At 67.3% G+C, this 16,981-nt stretch carries 19 protein-coding genes; 10 read left to right on the top strand and 9 right to left on the bottom strand.

What is annotated here, in order from left to right:
* Window positions 1–40: 40 nt before the first annotated feature.
* A complete protein-coding gene (uraH, locus tag ACIRRA_RS10580; protein WP_357003445.1) occupies window positions 41–340 on the bottom strand; it encodes a hydroxyisourate hydrolase in 300 nt (99 codons plus the stop codon).
* Window positions 337–852: a 2-oxo-4-hydroxy-4-carboxy-5-ureidoimidazoline decarboxylase gene (uraD, locus tag ACIRRA_RS10575; RefSeq protein ID WP_402765831.1), complete on the bottom strand. Its 516-nt coding sequence runs from the start codon at window positions 850–852 to the stop codon at window positions 337–339. The genes uraH and uraD overlap by 4 nt, the downstream gene beginning before the upstream one ends.
* 163 nt (window positions 853–1,015) lie before the next feature.
* On the opposite strand from uraD, the gene ACIRRA_RS10570 reads away from it, so the two are divergent.
* Window positions 1,016–2,524 (top strand): PucR family transcriptional regulator, encoded by a 1,509-nt coding sequence (locus tag ACIRRA_RS10570; protein ID WP_402765828.1) that lies wholly within the window; start codon window positions 1,016–1,018, stop codon window positions 2,522–2,524.
* 269 nt (window positions 2,525–2,793) lie between these two features.
* Here the strand turns inward: ACIRRA_RS10570 and ACIRRA_RS10565 are convergent, their stop codons facing one another.
* Window positions 2,794–3,162 carry a MarR family winged helix-turn-helix transcriptional regulator gene (locus tag ACIRRA_RS10565; protein ID WP_402765825.1) on the bottom strand — a complete coding sequence of 123 codons (369 nt, stop codon included), beginning with the start codon at window positions 3,160–3,162 and terminating at the stop codon, window positions 2,794–2,796.
* Between the two features lie 153 nt (window positions 3,163–3,315).
* Between ACIRRA_RS10565 and ACIRRA_RS10560 the strand changes: the two genes are divergently transcribed.
* Both ACIRRA_RS10560 and ACIRRA_RS10555 read left to right on the top strand, forming a co-directional pair.
* The gene (locus ACIRRA_RS10560) at window positions 3,316–4,875 is read left to right on the top strand and encodes an MFS transporter (RefSeq protein WP_402765822.1); all 1,560 of its coding nucleotides are present in this window, start codon (window positions 3,316–3,318) and stop codon (window positions 4,873–4,875) included.
* Window positions 4,876–5,618: 743 nt separating this feature from the next.
* On the top strand, window positions 5,619–6,608 hold the full coding sequence (locus tag ACIRRA_RS10555) for a diiron oxygenase (RefSeq protein WP_402765821.1): 990 nt from the start codon (window positions 5,619–5,621) through the stop codon (window positions 6,606–6,608).
* A gap of 421 nt (window positions 6,609–7,029) precedes the next feature.
* Here ACIRRA_RS10555 and ACIRRA_RS10550 read toward each other — a convergent pair whose 3' ends face one another.
* Window positions 7,030–7,323 carry a hypothetical protein gene (locus tag ACIRRA_RS10550; protein ID WP_402765819.1) on the bottom strand — a complete coding sequence of 98 codons (294 nt, stop codon included), beginning with the start codon at window positions 7,321–7,323 and terminating at the stop codon, window positions 7,030–7,032.
* A 59-nt stretch (window positions 7,324–7,382) separates the two neighbouring features.
* Here ACIRRA_RS10550 and ACIRRA_RS10545 point away from each other — a divergent pair, with 59 nt between their 5' ends.
* The 5 genes from ACIRRA_RS10545 (at window position 7,383) to ACIRRA_RS10525 (ending at window position 11,255) form a co-directional block, all read left to right on the top strand.
* Entirely contained in the window at window positions 7,383–7,847 is a 465-nt protein-coding gene (locus tag ACIRRA_RS10545; protein WP_402765816.1) for an aminoacyl-tRNA deacylase, read from the top strand.
* 226 nt (window positions 7,848–8,073) lie between these two features.
* Window positions 8,074–8,982 (top strand): Ku protein, encoded by a 909-nt coding sequence (locus tag ACIRRA_RS10540; protein WP_402765813.1) that lies wholly within the window; start codon window positions 8,074–8,076, stop codon window positions 8,980–8,982.
* Window positions 8,983–9,056: 74 nt separating this feature from the next.
* Window positions 9,057–9,635 (top strand): GNAT family N-acetyltransferase, encoded by a 579-nt coding sequence (locus ACIRRA_RS10535; protein WP_402765810.1) that lies wholly within the window; start codon window positions 9,057–9,059, stop codon window positions 9,633–9,635.
* 30 nt (window positions 9,636–9,665) lie between these two features.
* On the top strand, window positions 9,666–10,160 hold the full coding sequence (locus ACIRRA_RS10530) for a hypothetical protein (protein ID WP_402765808.1): 495 nt from the start codon (window positions 9,666–9,668) through the stop codon (window positions 10,158–10,160).
* Between the two features lie 102 nt (window positions 10,161–10,262).
* A complete protein-coding gene (locus ACIRRA_RS10525; protein WP_402765806.1) occupies window positions 10,263–11,255 on the top strand; it encodes a hypothetical protein in 993 nt (330 codons plus the stop codon).
* A 364-nt stretch (window positions 11,256–11,619) separates the two neighbouring features.
* Here the strand turns inward: ACIRRA_RS10525 and ACIRRA_RS10520 are convergent, their stop codons facing one another.
* Genes ACIRRA_RS10520 through ACIRRA_RS10510 form a run of 3 tightly spaced genes read right to left on the bottom strand, consistent with a single transcriptional unit; the run spans window position 11,620 to window position 13,923 of the window.
* Complete coding sequence (locus ACIRRA_RS10520) at window positions 11,620–12,075, bottom strand: DUF4189 domain-containing protein (RefSeq protein WP_354846753.1); 456 nt, start codon at window positions 12,073–12,075, stop codon at window positions 11,620–11,622.
* 52 nt (window positions 12,076–12,127) lie between these two features.
* The gene (lexA, locus tag ACIRRA_RS10515) at window positions 12,128–12,790 is read right to left on the bottom strand and encodes a transcriptional repressor LexA (RefSeq protein WP_402765802.1); all 663 of its coding nucleotides are present in this window, start codon (window positions 12,788–12,790) and stop codon (window positions 12,128–12,130) included.
* 50 nt (window positions 12,791–12,840) lie between these two features.
* The gene (locus ACIRRA_RS10510; protein WP_402765799.1) at window positions 12,841–13,923 is read right to left on the bottom strand and encodes a nitronate monooxygenase; all 1,083 of its coding nucleotides are present in this window, start codon (window positions 13,921–13,923) and stop codon (window positions 12,841–12,843) included.
* A 79-nt stretch (window positions 13,924–14,002) separates the two neighbouring features.
* Between ACIRRA_RS10510 and ACIRRA_RS10505 the strand changes: the two genes are divergently transcribed.
* The gene (locus ACIRRA_RS10505) at window positions 14,003–15,091 is read left to right on the top strand and encodes an ADP-ribosylglycohydrolase family protein (RefSeq protein ID WP_402765796.1); all 1,089 of its coding nucleotides are present in this window, start codon (window positions 14,003–14,005) and stop codon (window positions 15,089–15,091) included.
* Window positions 15,088–16,017 carry an RNA-guided endonuclease InsQ/TnpB family protein gene (locus ACIRRA_RS10500; protein ID WP_402765793.1) on the top strand — a complete coding sequence of 310 codons (930 nt, stop codon included), beginning with the start codon at window positions 15,088–15,090 and terminating at the stop codon, window positions 16,015–16,017. Before ACIRRA_RS10505 ends, ACIRRA_RS10500 begins: the two co-directional genes overlap by 4 nt.
* Before the next feature lie 225 nt (window positions 16,018–16,242).
* Here the strand turns inward: ACIRRA_RS10500 and ACIRRA_RS10495 are convergent, their stop codons facing one another.
* Together ACIRRA_RS10495 and ACIRRA_RS10490 are read right to left on the bottom strand one after the other, a co-directional pair.
* Window positions 16,243–16,395: a hypothetical protein gene (locus ACIRRA_RS10495; RefSeq protein ID WP_402765790.1), complete on the bottom strand. Its 153-nt coding sequence runs from the start codon at window positions 16,393–16,395 to the stop codon at window positions 16,243–16,245.
* A 228-nt stretch (window positions 16,396–16,623) separates the two neighbouring features.
* A complete protein-coding gene (locus ACIRRA_RS10490) occupies window positions 16,624–16,980 on the bottom strand; it encodes a metal-sulfur cluster assembly factor (protein WP_402765787.1) in 357 nt (118 codons plus the stop codon).
* Between the last annotated feature and the right edge of the window lies 1 nt (window position 16,981).

Genomic DNA, 16,981 nt, shown 5'->3' with positions numbered 1-16,981 from the left:
CAATCCTCTAGATATCGGTTCGACGCAGGTACGACAGCACTCAGCTGCCCCGGTACGTAGAGAAGGAGTAGGGGCTCAACAGCAGGGGTACGTGGTAGTGCTCATCCGGATCGGTGACCAGGAAATCGATGGTCACCGTGGGATAGAACGGGCTGACACCGGAGGTGTCGAAGATCAGGCGGTGCGCACCGGCGCTCGGGGCGGGTAGATCCTCGACCCGACCGTCGTCATCGGTGTGGCGCTCGGCGAGGATCTCCCCCGCCGCGCTCTCCAGCCGCACCGCCATGCCCGCGGCCGGGCGTCCGGTCGCGGCATTGAGCACGTGGGTGGACAAACTCACTTGTCCTCCAGGAGTTTCCGGATCCGCAGGCCGGTGATGTCGGCGAGCTCGCGGCGGACCGTCAACTGCTCGTCGGCGACCGAGTTGCCGAGCCGGCGCTGGAGCTCCGAGAGCATCTCGGTGGCGCTGCGCCCGGCGGCCCGGATCAGGAAGACGTGGCCGAAGTGTTCCTCGTAGGTCACGTTCCAGGAGGCCAGGTCGGCCTTCACCTGATCGTCGGCGGCGGAGGCTCCGGACTGTTCGTCGGCGGACCACTTCGCCTCACGCTCGGACCGGTGGGCGGCGGCCGTGCGCTCCCCGATGCGCGGGTGCGCCGACAGCGCCTCCTCGACATCGATCCAACTCAGCTCGGTGACCCCGGTCAGCGCCGCGGCGATCAGACTCGACTCGTCCGCGTACGGCCTGTTCGCAACCATCCTGCGTGCCCAGGTCCGCGATGCATTGCAGGTCAGCAGGTGCGTCTCGGCCTCTTCCAGGGGCAGCGAACCGAGCCATTCCAGGCGACTCGACATCCGACCTCCATCCGTCATTGGCTGTGTCAACCACTTAACCCGGCGGGTGGTCAGGCCCGAAAGGACGAGACCTCCGAACCTGTGGCCTGCTTCACAGGGGCGGGTTCGTAGTTACATCCAAGTTCGGTAACCGGGCCGTCACCGACTGTTAGCCTCGGGCATCATGCGGTTACGTTCCCTGCTGACCATGCACGATCTGGGCCTGCGGCTCGTCACCGGAGAAGACGAGCTGGACCGCTTCGTACGCTGGGTGGTAACCACCGACATGCTCGATCCCGGTCGATACCTCTCCGGCGGCGAATTCGTCCTGACCGGCCTGCAATGGCGGCATTCCCCCGAGGACAGTGAGACCTTCGTGAGCGCGCTCGCCCGCGCCCGGGTGGCAGCGCTCGCCGCCGGTGACGCGCTGTACGGCGGAGCTCCCGACGATCTCGTCGCGGCCTGTAAGAAACACCGAATCCCGCTGTTCCGGGTCGCGGAGCAGATCGCCTTCGCCACCGTCACCGAGCAGATCAACCGGAAACTGTCGTCCGGACGGGCCGCCGACCTGAGCGCGATCCTGGACCGGCACCGGCAACTGGTGTCCGGCGGCGGGCTGGGTTCGGTGCTCGACCTGGTGCATCGCACGCTGGGCACGCGCTGCTGGGTGGTGTCCGCGCTCGGCCGCGTGGTGGCCGGGCCGACCCGGGACCTGCCCGACCAGGTGCGGTCGGCGTTCCTGGGCGCGCGGCGGCTGCCGCATGTGCTTTCCCACGATCAGGTGCGGTACTCGCTGTTCGCGGTGGACGCGGACGGGACCTCGCGCATCGCGGACTGGTTCCTGGTGTTCGAGAGCGACTACAAGGACTGGCCCGAGGAGCGGCGGGCCCTCATCGGGGAACTGGCCGCGGTGGTGTCCCTGGAACGAGCCCGGCAGGACGATCGGCACAGTGCCGAGGGACGACTGGCCCAGGAACTGATCGAGCTGATCATGTCCGACGCCAAATCCGCCGACATCATCTCCCGGCTGGAGCTGACCGGGCTGGGACTGTCCGACCGGTACCTCGCGGTCGCCGCGACCGCGGACTCCGGGGCCGTGCGGCCCGGTGAGTTGCGCGCCGTGCTGCGCGAAATCCTTTATGGCCGAAGCCCTGCCATCGGGGTGGTCGACGGCGAGGTCATCCTGCTGGTCGCCCTCGGTGACGACAGGGCCCTGGACGATCGCATCCATCGGGCCATCGAAGCCCTCGAACCCGGGCTGCAACTGAGCCGGCTCTCGGTCGGCATCAGCGGCGCGGTCGACGGCGAGGGGCTGCGCGGCGCGGTCGAGGAGGCCCGCTACGCCCGGCGCATGGCCGCCGAACGGCAGCAGCCCACCAGTGTGGTCCGCCACGACGAACTCGCCACCCACATGCTGCTGCTGGCCAGCGTCCCCGACGAGGTCCGGCGCATGTTCCGGGTGCGGCTACTGGATCCACTGCGCGTCTACGATCAGGACAATCGCGCCGATCTGGTGCACACCCTCGAGACCTTCCTCGAAGTGTCCGGGTCCTGGACCAAGTGCGCGGATCTGCTGCACCTGCACGTGAATACGCTGCGCTACCGCATTCAGCGCATCGAGGAACTCACCAACCGCGACCTGTCCCGGCTCGAGGATCGCGTCGACTTCTTCCTCGCCCTCGCCCTGCGGTGACCGCTGTCCCCCCTCACCGAACCACACGGCCCCGCTCGAGCAGACAGGGCGGCGGAGTGCCGTGCGGGAGAGGCGGCCCGATCGCGACCAGACTGCCGGGTGTGCGGCCTCTCCCCCAGCCGAGCTGCTCACGGTAGCGGCCGATGTGGGCCTCGGCATAAGGCGGCCGGTCGTACTCGCCGAAGGGTTCGAATCAGGACGATCCTTTGGCGGCGGAATTTTCCATATCGCGGAAAGCCACTTGCGTCTGGCGGCTGGATCGGCGCGGGTCAGCGGCAGGCTTCGGCCATGCCGCTGAGCCATTTCCGGACCGCCGCGCGCTGCTCGGGGGTGAATCCGGCTTCCAGTTCGGCTTCGCGGCGGCCGACGGCGGCATGGGCCTCGGTGTACGCGGTGCGGCCCGCGTCGGTCACGTAGATCTGATGGGTCCGGCGGTCGGTCGGGTGCACGCGGCGCTCGATCAGGCCTGCCTTCTCCAGGCCGCCGAGCATCTCGTTCGCGGCCTGCCGGGTGCTGCCGACATCGCGGGCGATATCGGTGACCGACTTCCCGGGCTGTTCCTGCGTCATCATCAGCGTCGCATACTGCGAGGTCGTGAGGCCGAAATCCTTGAGTTCCTCACCGATCGCGGAACGCATGCTCAACCACACCGTGCGGACCATGAAGGTCAGGGATCCATCCTGCGATCCGGAACAGCTCACCGCGACAACCCTTTCCAAAGATTGACAGGTTCCTGACAATCACGCACACTGGCGATCGTCAGGTTCCTACCAATCTTATCGAAGGCATCCATGACCATGCCCGCGACGCTGCCGAGATCCCGGCGGCGGCTCATCCTCGCCGTTCTCCTGCTGTCCTCCCTGCTGATCTGGCTGGACAACACCATCCTCGCCACCGCGCTCGAGACCCTCGCCGATCCGGTGCGCGGACTGGGCGCGAATCCCGCTCAGCTGCAATGGGCCTCGGGGTCCTACACGCTCGTGTTCGCCGCGCTCATGTTCACCGCCGGGGCGCTCGGTGATCGCTACGGGCACCGGACCGTGCTCGTCACCGGATTGATCGTCTTCGCCGCCGCCTCGGTCTGGGCGGCCTACGCCGGTGATCCCGCCGGGCTCGTCGCCGCGCGTGCGGTCATGGGTGTGGGCAGCGCGCTCATCATGCCCGCCACCATGGCGACGGTGACCTGGACGTTCACCGGTCCGGCGCGGGCGTCGGCCATCGGGCTGTTCTCCACCTCCGCCGGTGTCGGACTGGCGGCCGGGCCGCTGCTGGCCGGGCTGCTGCTCGACCGCTTCTGGTGGGGCTCGGTGTTTCTCGTGAACGTGCCCGTCGTCGCGGTCGCACTGATCGGGATCGCGGCACTGGTCCCGAACTTCCGCAGCCCAACGCCGCGGCCGCTGGACCTCGGCGGGCTGGCGCTCTCGGTGAGCGGCTTGGCGGCACTCGCCTACGGGCTCATCCGTGCCGGTCAGGTCGCCGCATGGACGCCGGTACAGGTGTGGGCGCCCATCGCCGCCGGACTGGCCCTGCTCGCCGCGTTCGTGATCGTCGAATTGCGTTCCGGGCAGCCGAGTTTCGATCCTCGACTGCTTGCCCAGCGGGTCTTCGGCGGCGGCAACGCTGCCCTGGGCCTGCTGTTCATGGCCATGACCGCCGCCGGCTTCTACGCGGCCTTCTACCTCCAGGGCGCACGCGGCTTCTCACCGCTGGCGGCGGGTCTGATCAACTCCCCCGCCGCCGTCGGCGTGATCATCGGCGGTCCGCTCGGCGTCCGCCTGGTCCGCCGCTTCTCCCTGCGCGCGGTGACCGCGACCGCCCTCACCGTCGGCGCGCTCTGCATGGGCAGTGCGGTCTTCTTCGGACTGCACACGCCCATCCTCTGGAATGTGGCACTGGCTGCGGCACAGGGTTTCTCGATCGGCATGGTGATCGGTTCGGTCACCAGCGCCCTCATGAGCACACTCCCGCTCGACCGCGCCGGCGCGGGATCGGCCGTCACCAATACCGTCCGGCAAACCGGCAGCGTCCTGGGTATCGCACTCGGCGGCACCATCATGGCCATCACCTACCGGACCGGCATCCAGGCCGCGCTCACCGGCCTGCCCGACGCCGCCCGCGAACCCGCCCAGGTATCCGCCGAACAGGCGCGCCATGTGGCCGCCGCCATCAACCGCGCCGACCTGTCCCACGCCGCGGACGACGCTTTCATCCACGCCATGCACGTCGGCGGTGTCTGGACCATGGTCTTCGCGCTCGCGGGAGCCGCGGTCCTGGCCCTGACCCTGCGGCCCCGCCCCACCCCGGCAGCACCCGAGCCCGAGCCGAGTCTGGCGGCCGCCGGTCACGACTGAGCCGATCGGTCCCGCTCTCAGCGAGCGCCACGCCACGCGTCCTGCGCCACCCGACGGCGGTGCAGGGCGCTGCGCTCATCGTCCCGACCGCGATGCGCCTGCACCAATTTCGAGTGCACGCGCCGAGCTTGTTGCAACGATCTCCGGATCGACATGGCCGGCTTCCTTCTGTTCCGAGGGCACGGTGTCCGCACCACCTACCTCGTAAGACGGTCCGGGGCAGGGAAATTCAGCGCGTCGGGCAACCCCGTTCCACGGAATTCCCTCCACACGCGAATCTCGCACGCGCGCAGCGCGGGAACGTGACCACTCGGATGCCCCTCAGGCAGCGAGAAACTTCCCGAGCAAGGTCGTCAGCTGGACCCGTTCCTCGGGAGCGAGCGCGGCGAAGGCGCCTGCCAGGCACCCACCGGCCTCGGGACCGTATGGACCACGGCCCGGGCTCGCCTCGAGCGCGAACTGTCCGGCGATCCTGGACGTGCCCTACGACGAGGTCATGCTCGCCGCGTTCCTGCCGCTGGCTTACACGCTCGGCATCGAGTTCGAGCCCGCGGTCCGCACGACCGGGTTCTGCACCGGCAGCGCTGGTGACGAGCGGGACACGGCCCGAATCCTCGGGCACGCGGGCATTTCAGGGTTGTCTGTAACCCTAGTTAGCACTTACCTTGGAGTGTGTTGCACCGCACAGGAGCGGCCTCGGCTTCAGCTTCCGGGCGGCGCGGCACAGAGACGAGGAGGCAATGATGGCTCTGACAACGATGTCGGGCTCCGTTCCGGCGGCACGAGACTACGCGGACGTGCTGCACACCCTGTCGGAGGGATCGGTGTACCGCCGATTCGATCCGTATCTCGATATCGCCTGGGACTCACCGGAATTCGCGATCGACCCCCAGGACCCGCGGTGGGTGCTGCAACCGGACATCGATCCGCTCGGCGCGACGCAGTGGTATCAGGACCTGCCCGTGGAACGGCAGATCGAGATCGGGCGGTGGCGGATCGCCAATGCCATCAAGGTCGGCGCGGCCTTCGAGAGCATTCTGATCCGCGGCATGATGCAGTACATCATGAAGCTGCCCAACGGGTCACCGGAGTTCCGCTACGGCCTCCACGAGATGACCGAGGAGTGCAACCACATCCAGATGTTCCAGGAACTGGTCAACCGGATCGGCGTGGACGTCCCGGGAATGCGGCCCATCTTCCGGGCACTGTCGCCGTTCATCGGCGTGGCCGGCGGTTATGCGTGGCCGATTCTGTTCATCGGCATTCTCGGGGGCGAGGAACCGATCGACCACTATCAGAAGGCGGTCATCCGCAATGGCGCGCACCTGCCGCCCGCGGTGGTGCGTTGCATGGAGATCCATATCGCCGAGGAGGCCCGGCACATCTCCTTTGCCAATGAGTTCCTGAAAGAGCATGTGCCGGGTTTCAATCCGCTGTATCGCAATGTCTGCGGTATCGCCTTCCCGCTCGCCATGCGGTGGCTGGCCGGTGAGATCATGGCTCCCCCACCGGAATTCGCCCGCACCTTCGACGTCCCCCGCGAGGTCATCAAGGAGGCGTTCTGGCGCTCCCCGACCGCCTCGAAAATCCTCTCCGGATACTTCGGTGACATGCGCTCCCTCGCCGACGACCTGGGCCTGATGAACCCGGTCACCAAGCGGCTGTGGAAGCTCCTGCACATCGACGGCGACCAATCCCGCTACCGCAGCGAGCCCGAACGCCGGGCGGCCTGACCCCGGGGTTACCCACCGGAATCACCCGTCCGAAGTACGATCGGGAATGCGGTCCATTGGAAGGGCTTTCGATAGCGCGACAACGCGAATACCGAAGGCCCACACCAGGACCGACCAACACGCAGCTCAAAGGCCACACAAGTGGTCCGATATCCCAGATAGCTCGTGCGCAACATGATCTCGAGTGCGATCACTCCGGCTGTGAGCCGAGAAAAAGATTCGTGCACCACGGCTGCTCATCCGCACGCGCCATCAGCAGAACCACAGTTTCCGATGGGGTGTGGCCGTCAGTCGTCGTGGAAGCTGTTTTGGGGCAGGAGGACTACGTGGGCAGAGCGGAGGACGATCGACCACTCATGGGTTGATCGTCCGTGACGGGTTGGCCGGCCGCCCCAGGTTCGAGGCGTCCGGCCGCTTGGTTTCAGCCATGCGCCGCGGTCCCTGCAGGTCGGCCACCGCGCCAGGCGTGCCATTCGTCGATCGTCGATTCGTACCAGCCGCGGACTGTGCCCTTGGGCAGCGTTCCGTCGGGGTTGATCGGGCCGATGATCGCGTCGGGGTCGGGCAAGTTGTATCGGCTGAGGGCAGACGCGGCGACTCCGATACGCTCGGCGACCTGTGCCCGGTTGAGATAGCGGCATGATGTCGTCCTGATGGATTGAATAGTCCAGGTGCCGGAAATGCGATCTATGCTGAACGACACCGGAACAAACACAGCATTCACCCATAAACACAGCATTCACCCGAGACGTTGAGACGAGGTCTGCCATGTCCATGTCTCCCACCCTGCAGGATTGCCTGCGTCAGAAGTCCTCGCGGTACGAAGTCGTGAACCACCCTCATAGCGATACGAGCCTGCAGACGGCCGCGGCGGCGCACATCCCCGGCGATCGCCTCGCGAAAACTGTGCTGCTCGAAGACGACAACGGCTATGTCGCAGCCGTATTACCGACGACACAAGCGGTGCGCCTGGACGATCTCTGGGCGCGGACCGGCCGGCATCTGGTGCTCGCGAAGGAAGTCGAGCTGCGCGAGCTGTTCACGGACTGCGATACGGGCGCATTGCCGCCGGTCTGCATGGCCTACGGCATGCAGACCTTCCTCGAGGAGGATCTGGCGCTGGAGCCGGAGGTCTATTTCGAGGCCGGCGATCACGAGGCGCTCATCCATATGGCGCAGGACGAATTCCTGTCACTGATGGAAACGGCCGAGATCGCGCATTTTTCGTACAGGATGTAGGGCATCGTGTCCCGAGCAGCAACCGTGGCATGACCGCAGGCAGTGGACCGGGTCCTGGGCGTTCCCGAGAGCCTGCGAGCACGCTGGCCGGACTGCACGCGTCCGCGAGCCCAAGCCGTCCACAAGCCGTCGGACGCTCACCGGCAGCCACCGGCGACCAGGGCGAACAGGCAGGTCCCGGCGCGGTGCGGTAGAACGCTGACCTGGGACGACGTACTCTGGCCAAATGCGGTCCATTTGGAAGGGCTCCATCGCGTTCGGACTGGTGAACGTCCCCGTAAAGGTCTACACCGCCACGGAGGACCACGACATCAAGTTCCACCAGGTGCACGCCGCCGATGGCGGGCGCATTCGCTACGAGCGGTTGTGCACGGTGGACGGGCAGCCCGTGCAGTATTCCGATATCGACCGAGCATACGAATCACCCGACGGGGATCGGGTGATTCTCACCGAAGAGGATTTCGCCAAACTTCCGGCGGCCGAGAAACACGAAATTCCAGTCTTGCAATTCGTGCCGTCGGAGCAGATCGATCCGATTCTCTTCGACAAGAGCTACTATCTGGAACCCGATTCGACCACGCCGAAAGCCTATGTGCTGCTGGCGAAGACCCTCGAACGGGTGGACCGGGTGGCGCTGGTGCATTTCACGCTGCGCCAGAAGACCCGGCTCGGCGCGCTGCGGGTGCGCGACGGGGTGCTGGTACTGCAGACGCTGCTGTGGCCGGACGAGGTGCGGGCGGTGGCGTTCGACAAGCTCGAGGGCGTGACCGAGCCGAAGTCCCAGGAATTGCAGATGGCCGAGACGCTCGTCGACACGCTGTCCGACGATTTCGATCCGAGCCTGTACGTGGACGAATATCAGATCGAATTGCAGAAACTGCTCGACGAGGCGATCGCCAGCGGTTCCAGCAAGGTCACCCGGGCGCCCGAGGCGATGGTTCCGGCAATGGATGCCGAGGTGGTGGACCTGGTCGCTGCCCTGCAGCGCAGCCTCGAAGCCTCCGGACGCAAGGCGGGTGCCGCACCGGCCGCACCGGTCAAGGCCACCAAGGCGGCGGAGGCGACCACGGAGAAGAAGCCCGCCAAGAAGGCCGCGAAGAAGGCTCCGGCCAAGCAGACCCGCAAGGGCGCGTGATAGCACGGCACCTGCCTGGCTTCGCTACCCGGCGGGCCCCGGGTAGCCAGCACCGACCTGGCAAACTGACGGGCATGGATTCCGACATATCCATCCATCCGGATATCGCCGTCGTGCCCATGGGGCTCGGGCATCTGCGTCAGGTCATCGACCTCGGCTACCAGGTGTTCGACACCCAGGCCAAGCCCTACACCTCCTGGTCGCTGACCTCGGTGGCCGAGCACCTCGACAGTGCCGGCCGGTCCTGCTGGGTGGCGGTGGATTCGGATCGGGTGGTCGGATTCGTGCTGGCCTCCATGGAATTCGAGCTGCGCGAGGACTGGGCGTACCTGGAGTGGATCGCCGTGGCGCCCGACATGCAGGGGCGCGGTGTCGCGGGCCGGCTCATGACCGCGTGCTGCGATCTGCTGTTCCAGCACGGCGCGGCTCGCATCGTGACCGACGTGGAGAACCACAACACGGCCTCCGCGTCGATGATGCGCAGGAACGGATTCACCGAGGGCACCACGGTGACATTGTTCGTACGACCCAATCCGGACGAAGCCGTCGCCGGGGCCGACGAGCAGGTCACCCTCGGACCCGGCACCAAGCGCGATCTCATCCGCCGCGGCCGGATCACCGGGGACGGACGGCACGGACGGCCCGCCCGCTAGTTGTCGGACCCGCACGCTACGGTCGCGGGCATGACCGCCGTCGACGAGACCATGATCGCCATCAACGACGCCGTAACCCTTGGCCGCCAAGGTGATACGGCGACGGCGCGGAAGCAGCTGACCGCGCTGTGGGACACCATCGGCGCGGGCGGCGACCCGCTGCACCGGGTCTCGCTCGCCCATTTCCTGGCCGACCTCCAGGCGCACGCAGCGGACGCGCTCACCTGGGATATCCGGGCCCTCGACGCCGCCGACACGCTCACCGACGAGCGGGCCCAGGCCCACCATGCGGGGTTGAGTGTCCGGGGTTTCTATCCGTCGCTGCACCTGAATCTCGCCGACAACTACCGCCGCCTGGGCGCTTTCGACACCGCCCGGCGCCACCTCGACGACGCCCGCGACCGGCTCGATGCCCTCGACGAGTACGGCTACGGGCTCGGAGTCCGGGCTGGCATCGCGAATGTCGAAGCGGCACTGGCGGAACGCTCCACCGAGCAGCTACCCACGCACCCCGCCGCGTCATAACGGCCGCGGAACCTTCGAGCATGTCGGCCCGGTAATCATTGCCGGGCTGGACCAGGCGATATACGCTGGCCGCGACCACCACCCAGCGAAGGGAACGCCTCGATGCCGCAGCCGCGACCGGAAGTAGCTGCGCCGCAAGCGGATCCCAGGGGGCGACGCGCCGGACTGGGCGTGACCCTCCTGCTGGCCGTCGCCACGGGCGGACCCGTCGCGACGACCGGTCCCGCCGCCGCCGACGTGCCCGGCACGGCCACGCCGGTTTCCTGCTCCCCAGCCGAACCGGCGATGGGACTGCCCACCCGCACGCCGGTCGTCGACTGGTCGGAGAATCTGGGATTCGACGCGGCCGGGGACATCTGGGTGGCGCGCACCTTCCGCAATACGGTCGAGCGGTACGACCGGGACGGTCACCTCGTCGTCAGTGTGCCGGTGTCGAGCCCGGGCGCGGTCCGGCTCGGCCCGGACGGGCTGATGTACGTGACATACGGCAATTCACCGTTCGCCGGGCTCGCCGGGCAGGGCGGCGTGCTCCGATTCGATCCCGACGCGGCTGTTCCGCAGCCCGAGGTCTTCGCCTCCGGGCTCGGCCAGGCCAATGGGGCCGCCTTCGATGCGGCCGGGAATCTGTTCGTCGCCGACACCACCGCCAACACCGTGGAGCGGATCCGGCCGGACGGGACCCTCGACACCGAGTGGACCGAGCGGGCCCGAAACACGCTGGCGGCCAAGGGATCCGGCGCCGACGGGATCGCCGCGGCCGGGAACATCCTCTATGTGACCCTGCTGGAGAGCCCCACGGCGCGCATCGTCGCGCTACCCGTCGACGATCCGGCCCGGGCCGGCGTCGCCGTCGATCTGGCGCCCGCGCCGCTCACCGCACCACTGCTCCCCGACGATCTGGCGATCGCCGCCGACGGGTTGCTCTACATCGCCACCGGCAGTGGGCAATTCGTGCGGGCCGACCCGGTCACCCACACCAGCTGCACGCTGCTGTCGGGACAGCCGCTGACCTCCGTGGCCGTCGACCCGTCCGACGACCACACCTTCATCCTCGGCACCGAGGGCGGCGATGTGCTGAAGGCGCACCTGCGCTGACGTCAATTGTCCTGCGCGGCACGGGCTCTTCCCTCCCGGAAGAACTCCAGCAGGCCCTCGACCGTCGCCACCTCGGCGCGCGGGCGCATCGCCCTGAAAGACGCGTCCAGAACTCGCCCTCGCGCCGGGTCCACGGCCCGACATACGCGTAGGGCTTCGGGTTGTCCCAGCCTCCCGGGGAGACACCGTAATTCACGTCGTCGATCGCCGCGTGCATCGCGAACCGGGTGCCCTCGTCCGTGATGTCGTCCACCGGGAAATCATCTCCGTCCGGCCGGGCATGTTGCTGGAAAATGGACTCCGGCAAACAAAACAGCGCCACACCGGACGAAGCCGGTGTGGCGCCAGGGTGATTCGCGGTCGGTCAGCTCGCGTTGTCGGTGCAAGCCGACAAGATGACCTTCGCCTGGCGCGGCGAGGACGACCCCGTGTCCGGGAAACCCGGGGCGCTCTTGCCGAGCACATTGATGGCGGCCGACTCGGCCTCCACCTTAGAGGGGGCCCACGCCCAGCCGAAGCGGGTGTCGGCGCCCTGTGCGACCGCGCCGCAGGCATTGGCGAAGTGCACGACGACCGCGCAGTCGCCGCCGCCGCACTTGTCCACTGCGGTGCTGTCCGCGCTGTCCCAGCTGCCGTAGTTCACGGCATAGGCGACATTTCCGGTGCTCTTGGACAGCGCCAGCGCGCCGTACAGGTCACCGGAGGTGGCCACGAAGACCGGTTCACTGTCCGCCGCGGAGGCGGTTCCGGCGGCCACGGTGCCGATCGCGGCCATCGACGTAACGGCGAGGCCTACACCGGCCTTGCGCAGCAACGACATTCGATACTCCCCGGGGATGGAAGGTGATAACGGCCGTCATCATGCCAGACGCTCAGACCCGGCGCATGACCGAGACAACCTTACCCAGCACCTGGGCATTGTCGCCATCGATCACCGGGTGAGCCGCATTGCGCGGCTCCAGATACACATGGCCGTTGGCTCGGCGGTAGACCTTGACCGTGGCCTCGCCGTCGATCATGGCGGCCACGATCTCGCCGGTGTGCGCCTCCTGCTGCTTGCGCACCACCACGATGTCGCCGTCGCAGATGGCGGCATCGACCATGGAGTCACCACGAACCCGCAGGCCGAAGACGGTGCCGCGGCCCACCAGCTCGCGCGGCAGCGACAGCACGTCGTCGGTGTGCTCCTCGGCCAGAATCGGCGTGCCGGCCGCGATATCGCCCACCACGGGCACCGGCACCGAATTCTCGTCCTGCTTCCACTGCGGCCCGGCCGCCCGCAGGAACAGCCGCACATCCATGGGCCGGGTCACCGATTCACTGCGCTTGAGAAACCCCCGCTCCTCCAATTCGCGCAAATGCCGCGAGACAGACGAAGCCGACTTCAACCCGACCGCATCGCCGATCTCCCGCGTACTCGGCGAATACCCGTGCCGCTGCACCCAATCGCGAATACTGCACAGAATCCGCTGCTGCCGCTCCGGCAATGTGGAGGTGTCGAGATGCTCGAACCCGTCGAAGTCGTCATAGGTCACCGGAGAATCCTACGGTCCGAACCGGCTGTTCCCGGTCACGCCCGGCCGTGTCATTCCCGGTCACGACCGGCCGTGGCCCGCGCGAGTGCCGCCTCGGCCTCGGCAGCGAGAGCGCCGACCAGGTCTGCCGCAGGTTGCACACTCTCGATGAGATCGACCGCCTCGCTCGCCCACACCGGAATCGGCGGCAGTTCGCCGCTCGCCACCGCCGCGCGGTAGGCCCGCCGGGCATCCTCGTCACCGATGAGTTCGGATTCGCGTCCGCGCCATTGGTCGAGAATCGGGTGCGGAAGCGTGCGCGCGGTGTATTCCGACGGCCAGTTCGCATCGCGCACGATGTCCAGTACGCTACTGCGCTCGGTGTTCTCGCCCCCGCCCTCGATGATGGCCTTGCCGACGAAGGGATCCGCCAAAGTCTCGATGCTCGCCTGGAATCGAGTACCAATCAGCGCCCCCGCCGCACCCAGGGTCAGCGCGGCGGCAAGCCCACGCCCATCGGCGATACCACCCGCCGCGAGCACGGTAATCGGCCCGACCTGATCGACCACTGCCGGTACGAAGCTCAGCGTCGAACGCCCCCGCCGCGCACCGTGACCGCCACCCTCGGTTCCCTGCGCCACGATCACATCCGCGCCCACGGCCACCGCCCGCTCCGCCTCGGCCATATCGGTCACCTGGATGATCAAGATCGCGCCCGCCGCCCTGATCGGCTCGACGAAAGGCCACGGATCCCCGAACGACAACATCACCGCCCGCGGCCGGTACGTCAGCGCCAGTTCCACCACCGACCGGGACGCACCCCAAGCAAGAAACCCTATCCCCCAAGGCTTTTCGGTGCGATCGCTGACAATCCGCAGCTCCCGATCGACCCACTCGGCCTCGGCACGGCCGCCCCCGACCAGTCCCAGCCCGCCCCCCTCGGACACCGCCGCGGCCAGAGCCCCACCGGCGGAACCACCCATCGGCGCAGATGCGATCGGATACCGCACCCCAACCAACTCGGTGAACGCAGTACGTAATGCCATGGGCCCCTCCGCTTCCACACCGACGCGTGGCCACGAGCCGCCCACGCCGACTCCCACGGTAGCGCCACGGGTGAATCTGGCAAGGCTGGTCAGGACAAGGGGGGTCATGCCTTCGGATCCCGATGGCCCGGGCGCGGACACTGCGCAGCGTGACGTCCCGGAGATCGACGCGCATAGGGTGGGTGGCGTGGAGGATCACGAGAGGCTGTTCGATCGGGTTCGTGGTGCGATGCTGGGTGGGGCTATCGGGGATGCGTTGGGGTGGCCCATCGAATTCCTCAGCCTTGCGCAGATCCGGCAGCGGTATGGGGAGAACGGCGTCGGTGGGTTCTTGCCGGGGCCGATCGCGGGTGCGGCACAGCAGATTACCGATGACACGCAGATGACGTTGTTCACGGCTGAAGGGTTGTTGCGGTGTCCGACCGGCGCGGATCCGGCGCCGGTGTTGCGGCGGGCGTATCTGCGATGGCGGGATACTCAACAGCAGGAGAAACCTGCGGCCGATGTGGACGGGTGGCTGGTGGGGCACCAATTCCTGTATGCCATGCGGTCTCCGGGCAATGCCTGCCTGACCGGGCTGCGGCGGCAAGCCGAAGAGTTCGTGCCGCCGTTGGAGTTCGGGGCACCGGGGCCGGTGAATCCGAAGTCGAAGGGGTGCGGGACCGTGATGCGGTCGGCACCGTTCGGGCTGGCCGGATTCGGCGCCGATCGCGCGTTCTATGCCGCCATGCGATGCGCCCAGCTCACCCACGGCCACCCGACCGGCTACCTTGCTGCGGGCGCCTTCGCCATCTTGATCGACAGCGTCCTGTCCGGAACCGAACTACCGATCGCGGTGCAGGACACCATCTCCCGGCTCGCCCCGATGCCCGCGAGTGCCGAAACGATCACCGCCCTGGCCGCCGCCCTCACCACCGCGCACCTGGGCGACCCCACCCCGGAGCGGCTGGAGCAAATCGGCGCGGGGTGGTGCGCCGAGGAGTGCCTGGCCATCGCCGTGTACTGCGCGCTGCACACCTACCGCACCGGCGACATTCGCGCCGGGCTCCTGTTGTCGGTCAACCACTCCGGCGATTCCGACTCCACCGGCGCGGTGGCCGGCAACCTCATCGGCGCCATCCACGGCCTCGAGGCCCTGCCCATGGAATGGGTGGCCGTCGTCGAGGGCCGCGACGAATTGTTCCGAGTCGCCGACGATCTCGTCCTCAACTTCTTCTACAACGATCGCACGGCCCTGGCCGACCGCTACCCCCTCGACCGAGGCCTCGACCAGTGATCGGGCGTCACCTCAGATGCCTTTTCAAATCGACGAGAAGGACGACATACGGTGACAGACGATTCAAGAGGAAGAATTCGACCACCCCGTCGTTTCGGCTGCGCAGCAAGATCTCCAAGTCCGGTCGCGCGGGGATCCGCATCGGCGACAACGGAATTCCGCGATCGGTGACCCTGCCGGGTATCGGAACAATCCGTGTGAGGGAGGACACTCGTCACCTGCGGCGCATGCTCGCGAACCAACGAACCAAAATCCTCTACACCACTGTGACGTTCCGGGCGGGTCGCTGGCAGCTCAGCGTGACCATCGAGGCCGCCGACTTCCACCCGGCTGTCCGCCACCGGCTGCGTGCGGCCGACGATGACACCGGCTGGGTGGGGGTCGACCTCGGGTTGTCCAATTTCCTGTTCGCCGCCACAGCGGACAGCACCAAAGTCGCCCGCATCGACAACCCGCCCAAACCCCTGGCGGCCGGGCTGCGCCAGCAGCGATGGCTGGCGAAATCATTGTCCCGCAAGCAGAAAGGATCGCGTAACCGCAAAGACGCTGCCGCACGGCTGGCGCAACATCACCACCATGTCGCCAATGTTCGCCGCCACTTCCTGCATCAGGTCACCAACACGCTGGCCAAAACCCACGACCGGCTCGTCCTCGAGGACCTGAATGTGGCGGGCATGCTCGGCAACCACCATCTGGCGCAAGCGATCGGCGACGCCGGATGGGCCGACTTCGCTCGATTAGTGCGTTACAAGCAACAGTGGCGCAGCGGCACCGTCGTCACCGCCGACCGCTGGTACGCGTCGAGCAAACGCTCGGCCTGCACCGGGATGAACACGCAGCTGACCTTGTCGGATCGGGTGTTCACCTGCGAGTGCGGGTTTCGCGCCGACCGCGACCACAACGTGGCGGTCAACCTCGCGGTATAGCCGACGATCCGGCACGAAGACTCTCCCCGATCCCCGGACCCCCAAGCAGGAGGCCGGGTCACCAACGCCCGCCGACGGGAAGGCGCTGACCGACACCTCATGGGTGCCGGTGAAACCGGCCCGGACGACGCGGGAACCGACGTGCACACCACGCAAGTGGAGTGAACCGACGACGCCCGAGAAGGGCGGTGCCTGATAACCGATCAGGGTCTTTCAGACACGCTGTCAGTAGTAGAAGCACACCAGGCCGACGCGCTGGTCGCGGCAGAACCGTAGCCAGTCCCGGATCTGACCGACCGACTCCCGAATGCCCGGGTCAGCCAGCCGATCCAGCTCGACCGCATCGAAAGTTCCCGCGAGCGAATCGATCCCGCTCACCTCGAGTGATCCGATACACGGAAAATCGTCGATAAGCTCCCTGTGTCCAACCCGTCGAGGAACGCTTCCGCCTCGCAATGTGACCGCAGCCGGATGAACTCGACTCGGGATCCGACTATCGCACAGCGGTTCCGGTCAGCCGAATGTATATGGGCTCGAGCCGAAAACGACGATGCGGACCGATCCACATCGGATCGGTCCGCATCGTCGGCGGATCCATTGGTCCCGCTAGACGGTGAAGCCGAGGGCGCGCAGCTGTTCGCGGCCGTCGTCGGTGATCTTGTCGGGGCCCCACGGGGGCATCCAGACCCAGTTGATCTGGAGGTCTTCGGCCAGGCCGGAGCGCACGAGGGCGTTGCGGGACTGGTCCTCGATGACGTCGGTCAGCGGGCAGGCCGGGGAGGTCAGGGTCATGTCGAGTTTGGCGATGCCGTCCTCGAAGGTCATGCCGTAGACCAGGCCGAGGTCGACGACATTGATGCCGAGCTCGGGGTCGACGACGTCGCGCATCGCCTCTTCCATGTCCTCGAGGTGCTGGATCTCCTCGAGGGTGAGTTCCTTGGCCTGCTGGTCGGTTTCGCTCATC

The sequence above is a fragment of the Nocardia sp. NPDC101769 genome (genome assembly GCF_044766925.1).
In the GTDB taxonomy this organism is placed as follows: domain Bacteria; phylum Actinomycetota; class Actinomycetes; order Mycobacteriales; family Mycobacteriaceae; genus Nocardia.
The sequence above is the reverse complement of the archived record's forward strand: the minus strand, read 5'-3'. Positions and strand labels throughout refer to the sequence as shown.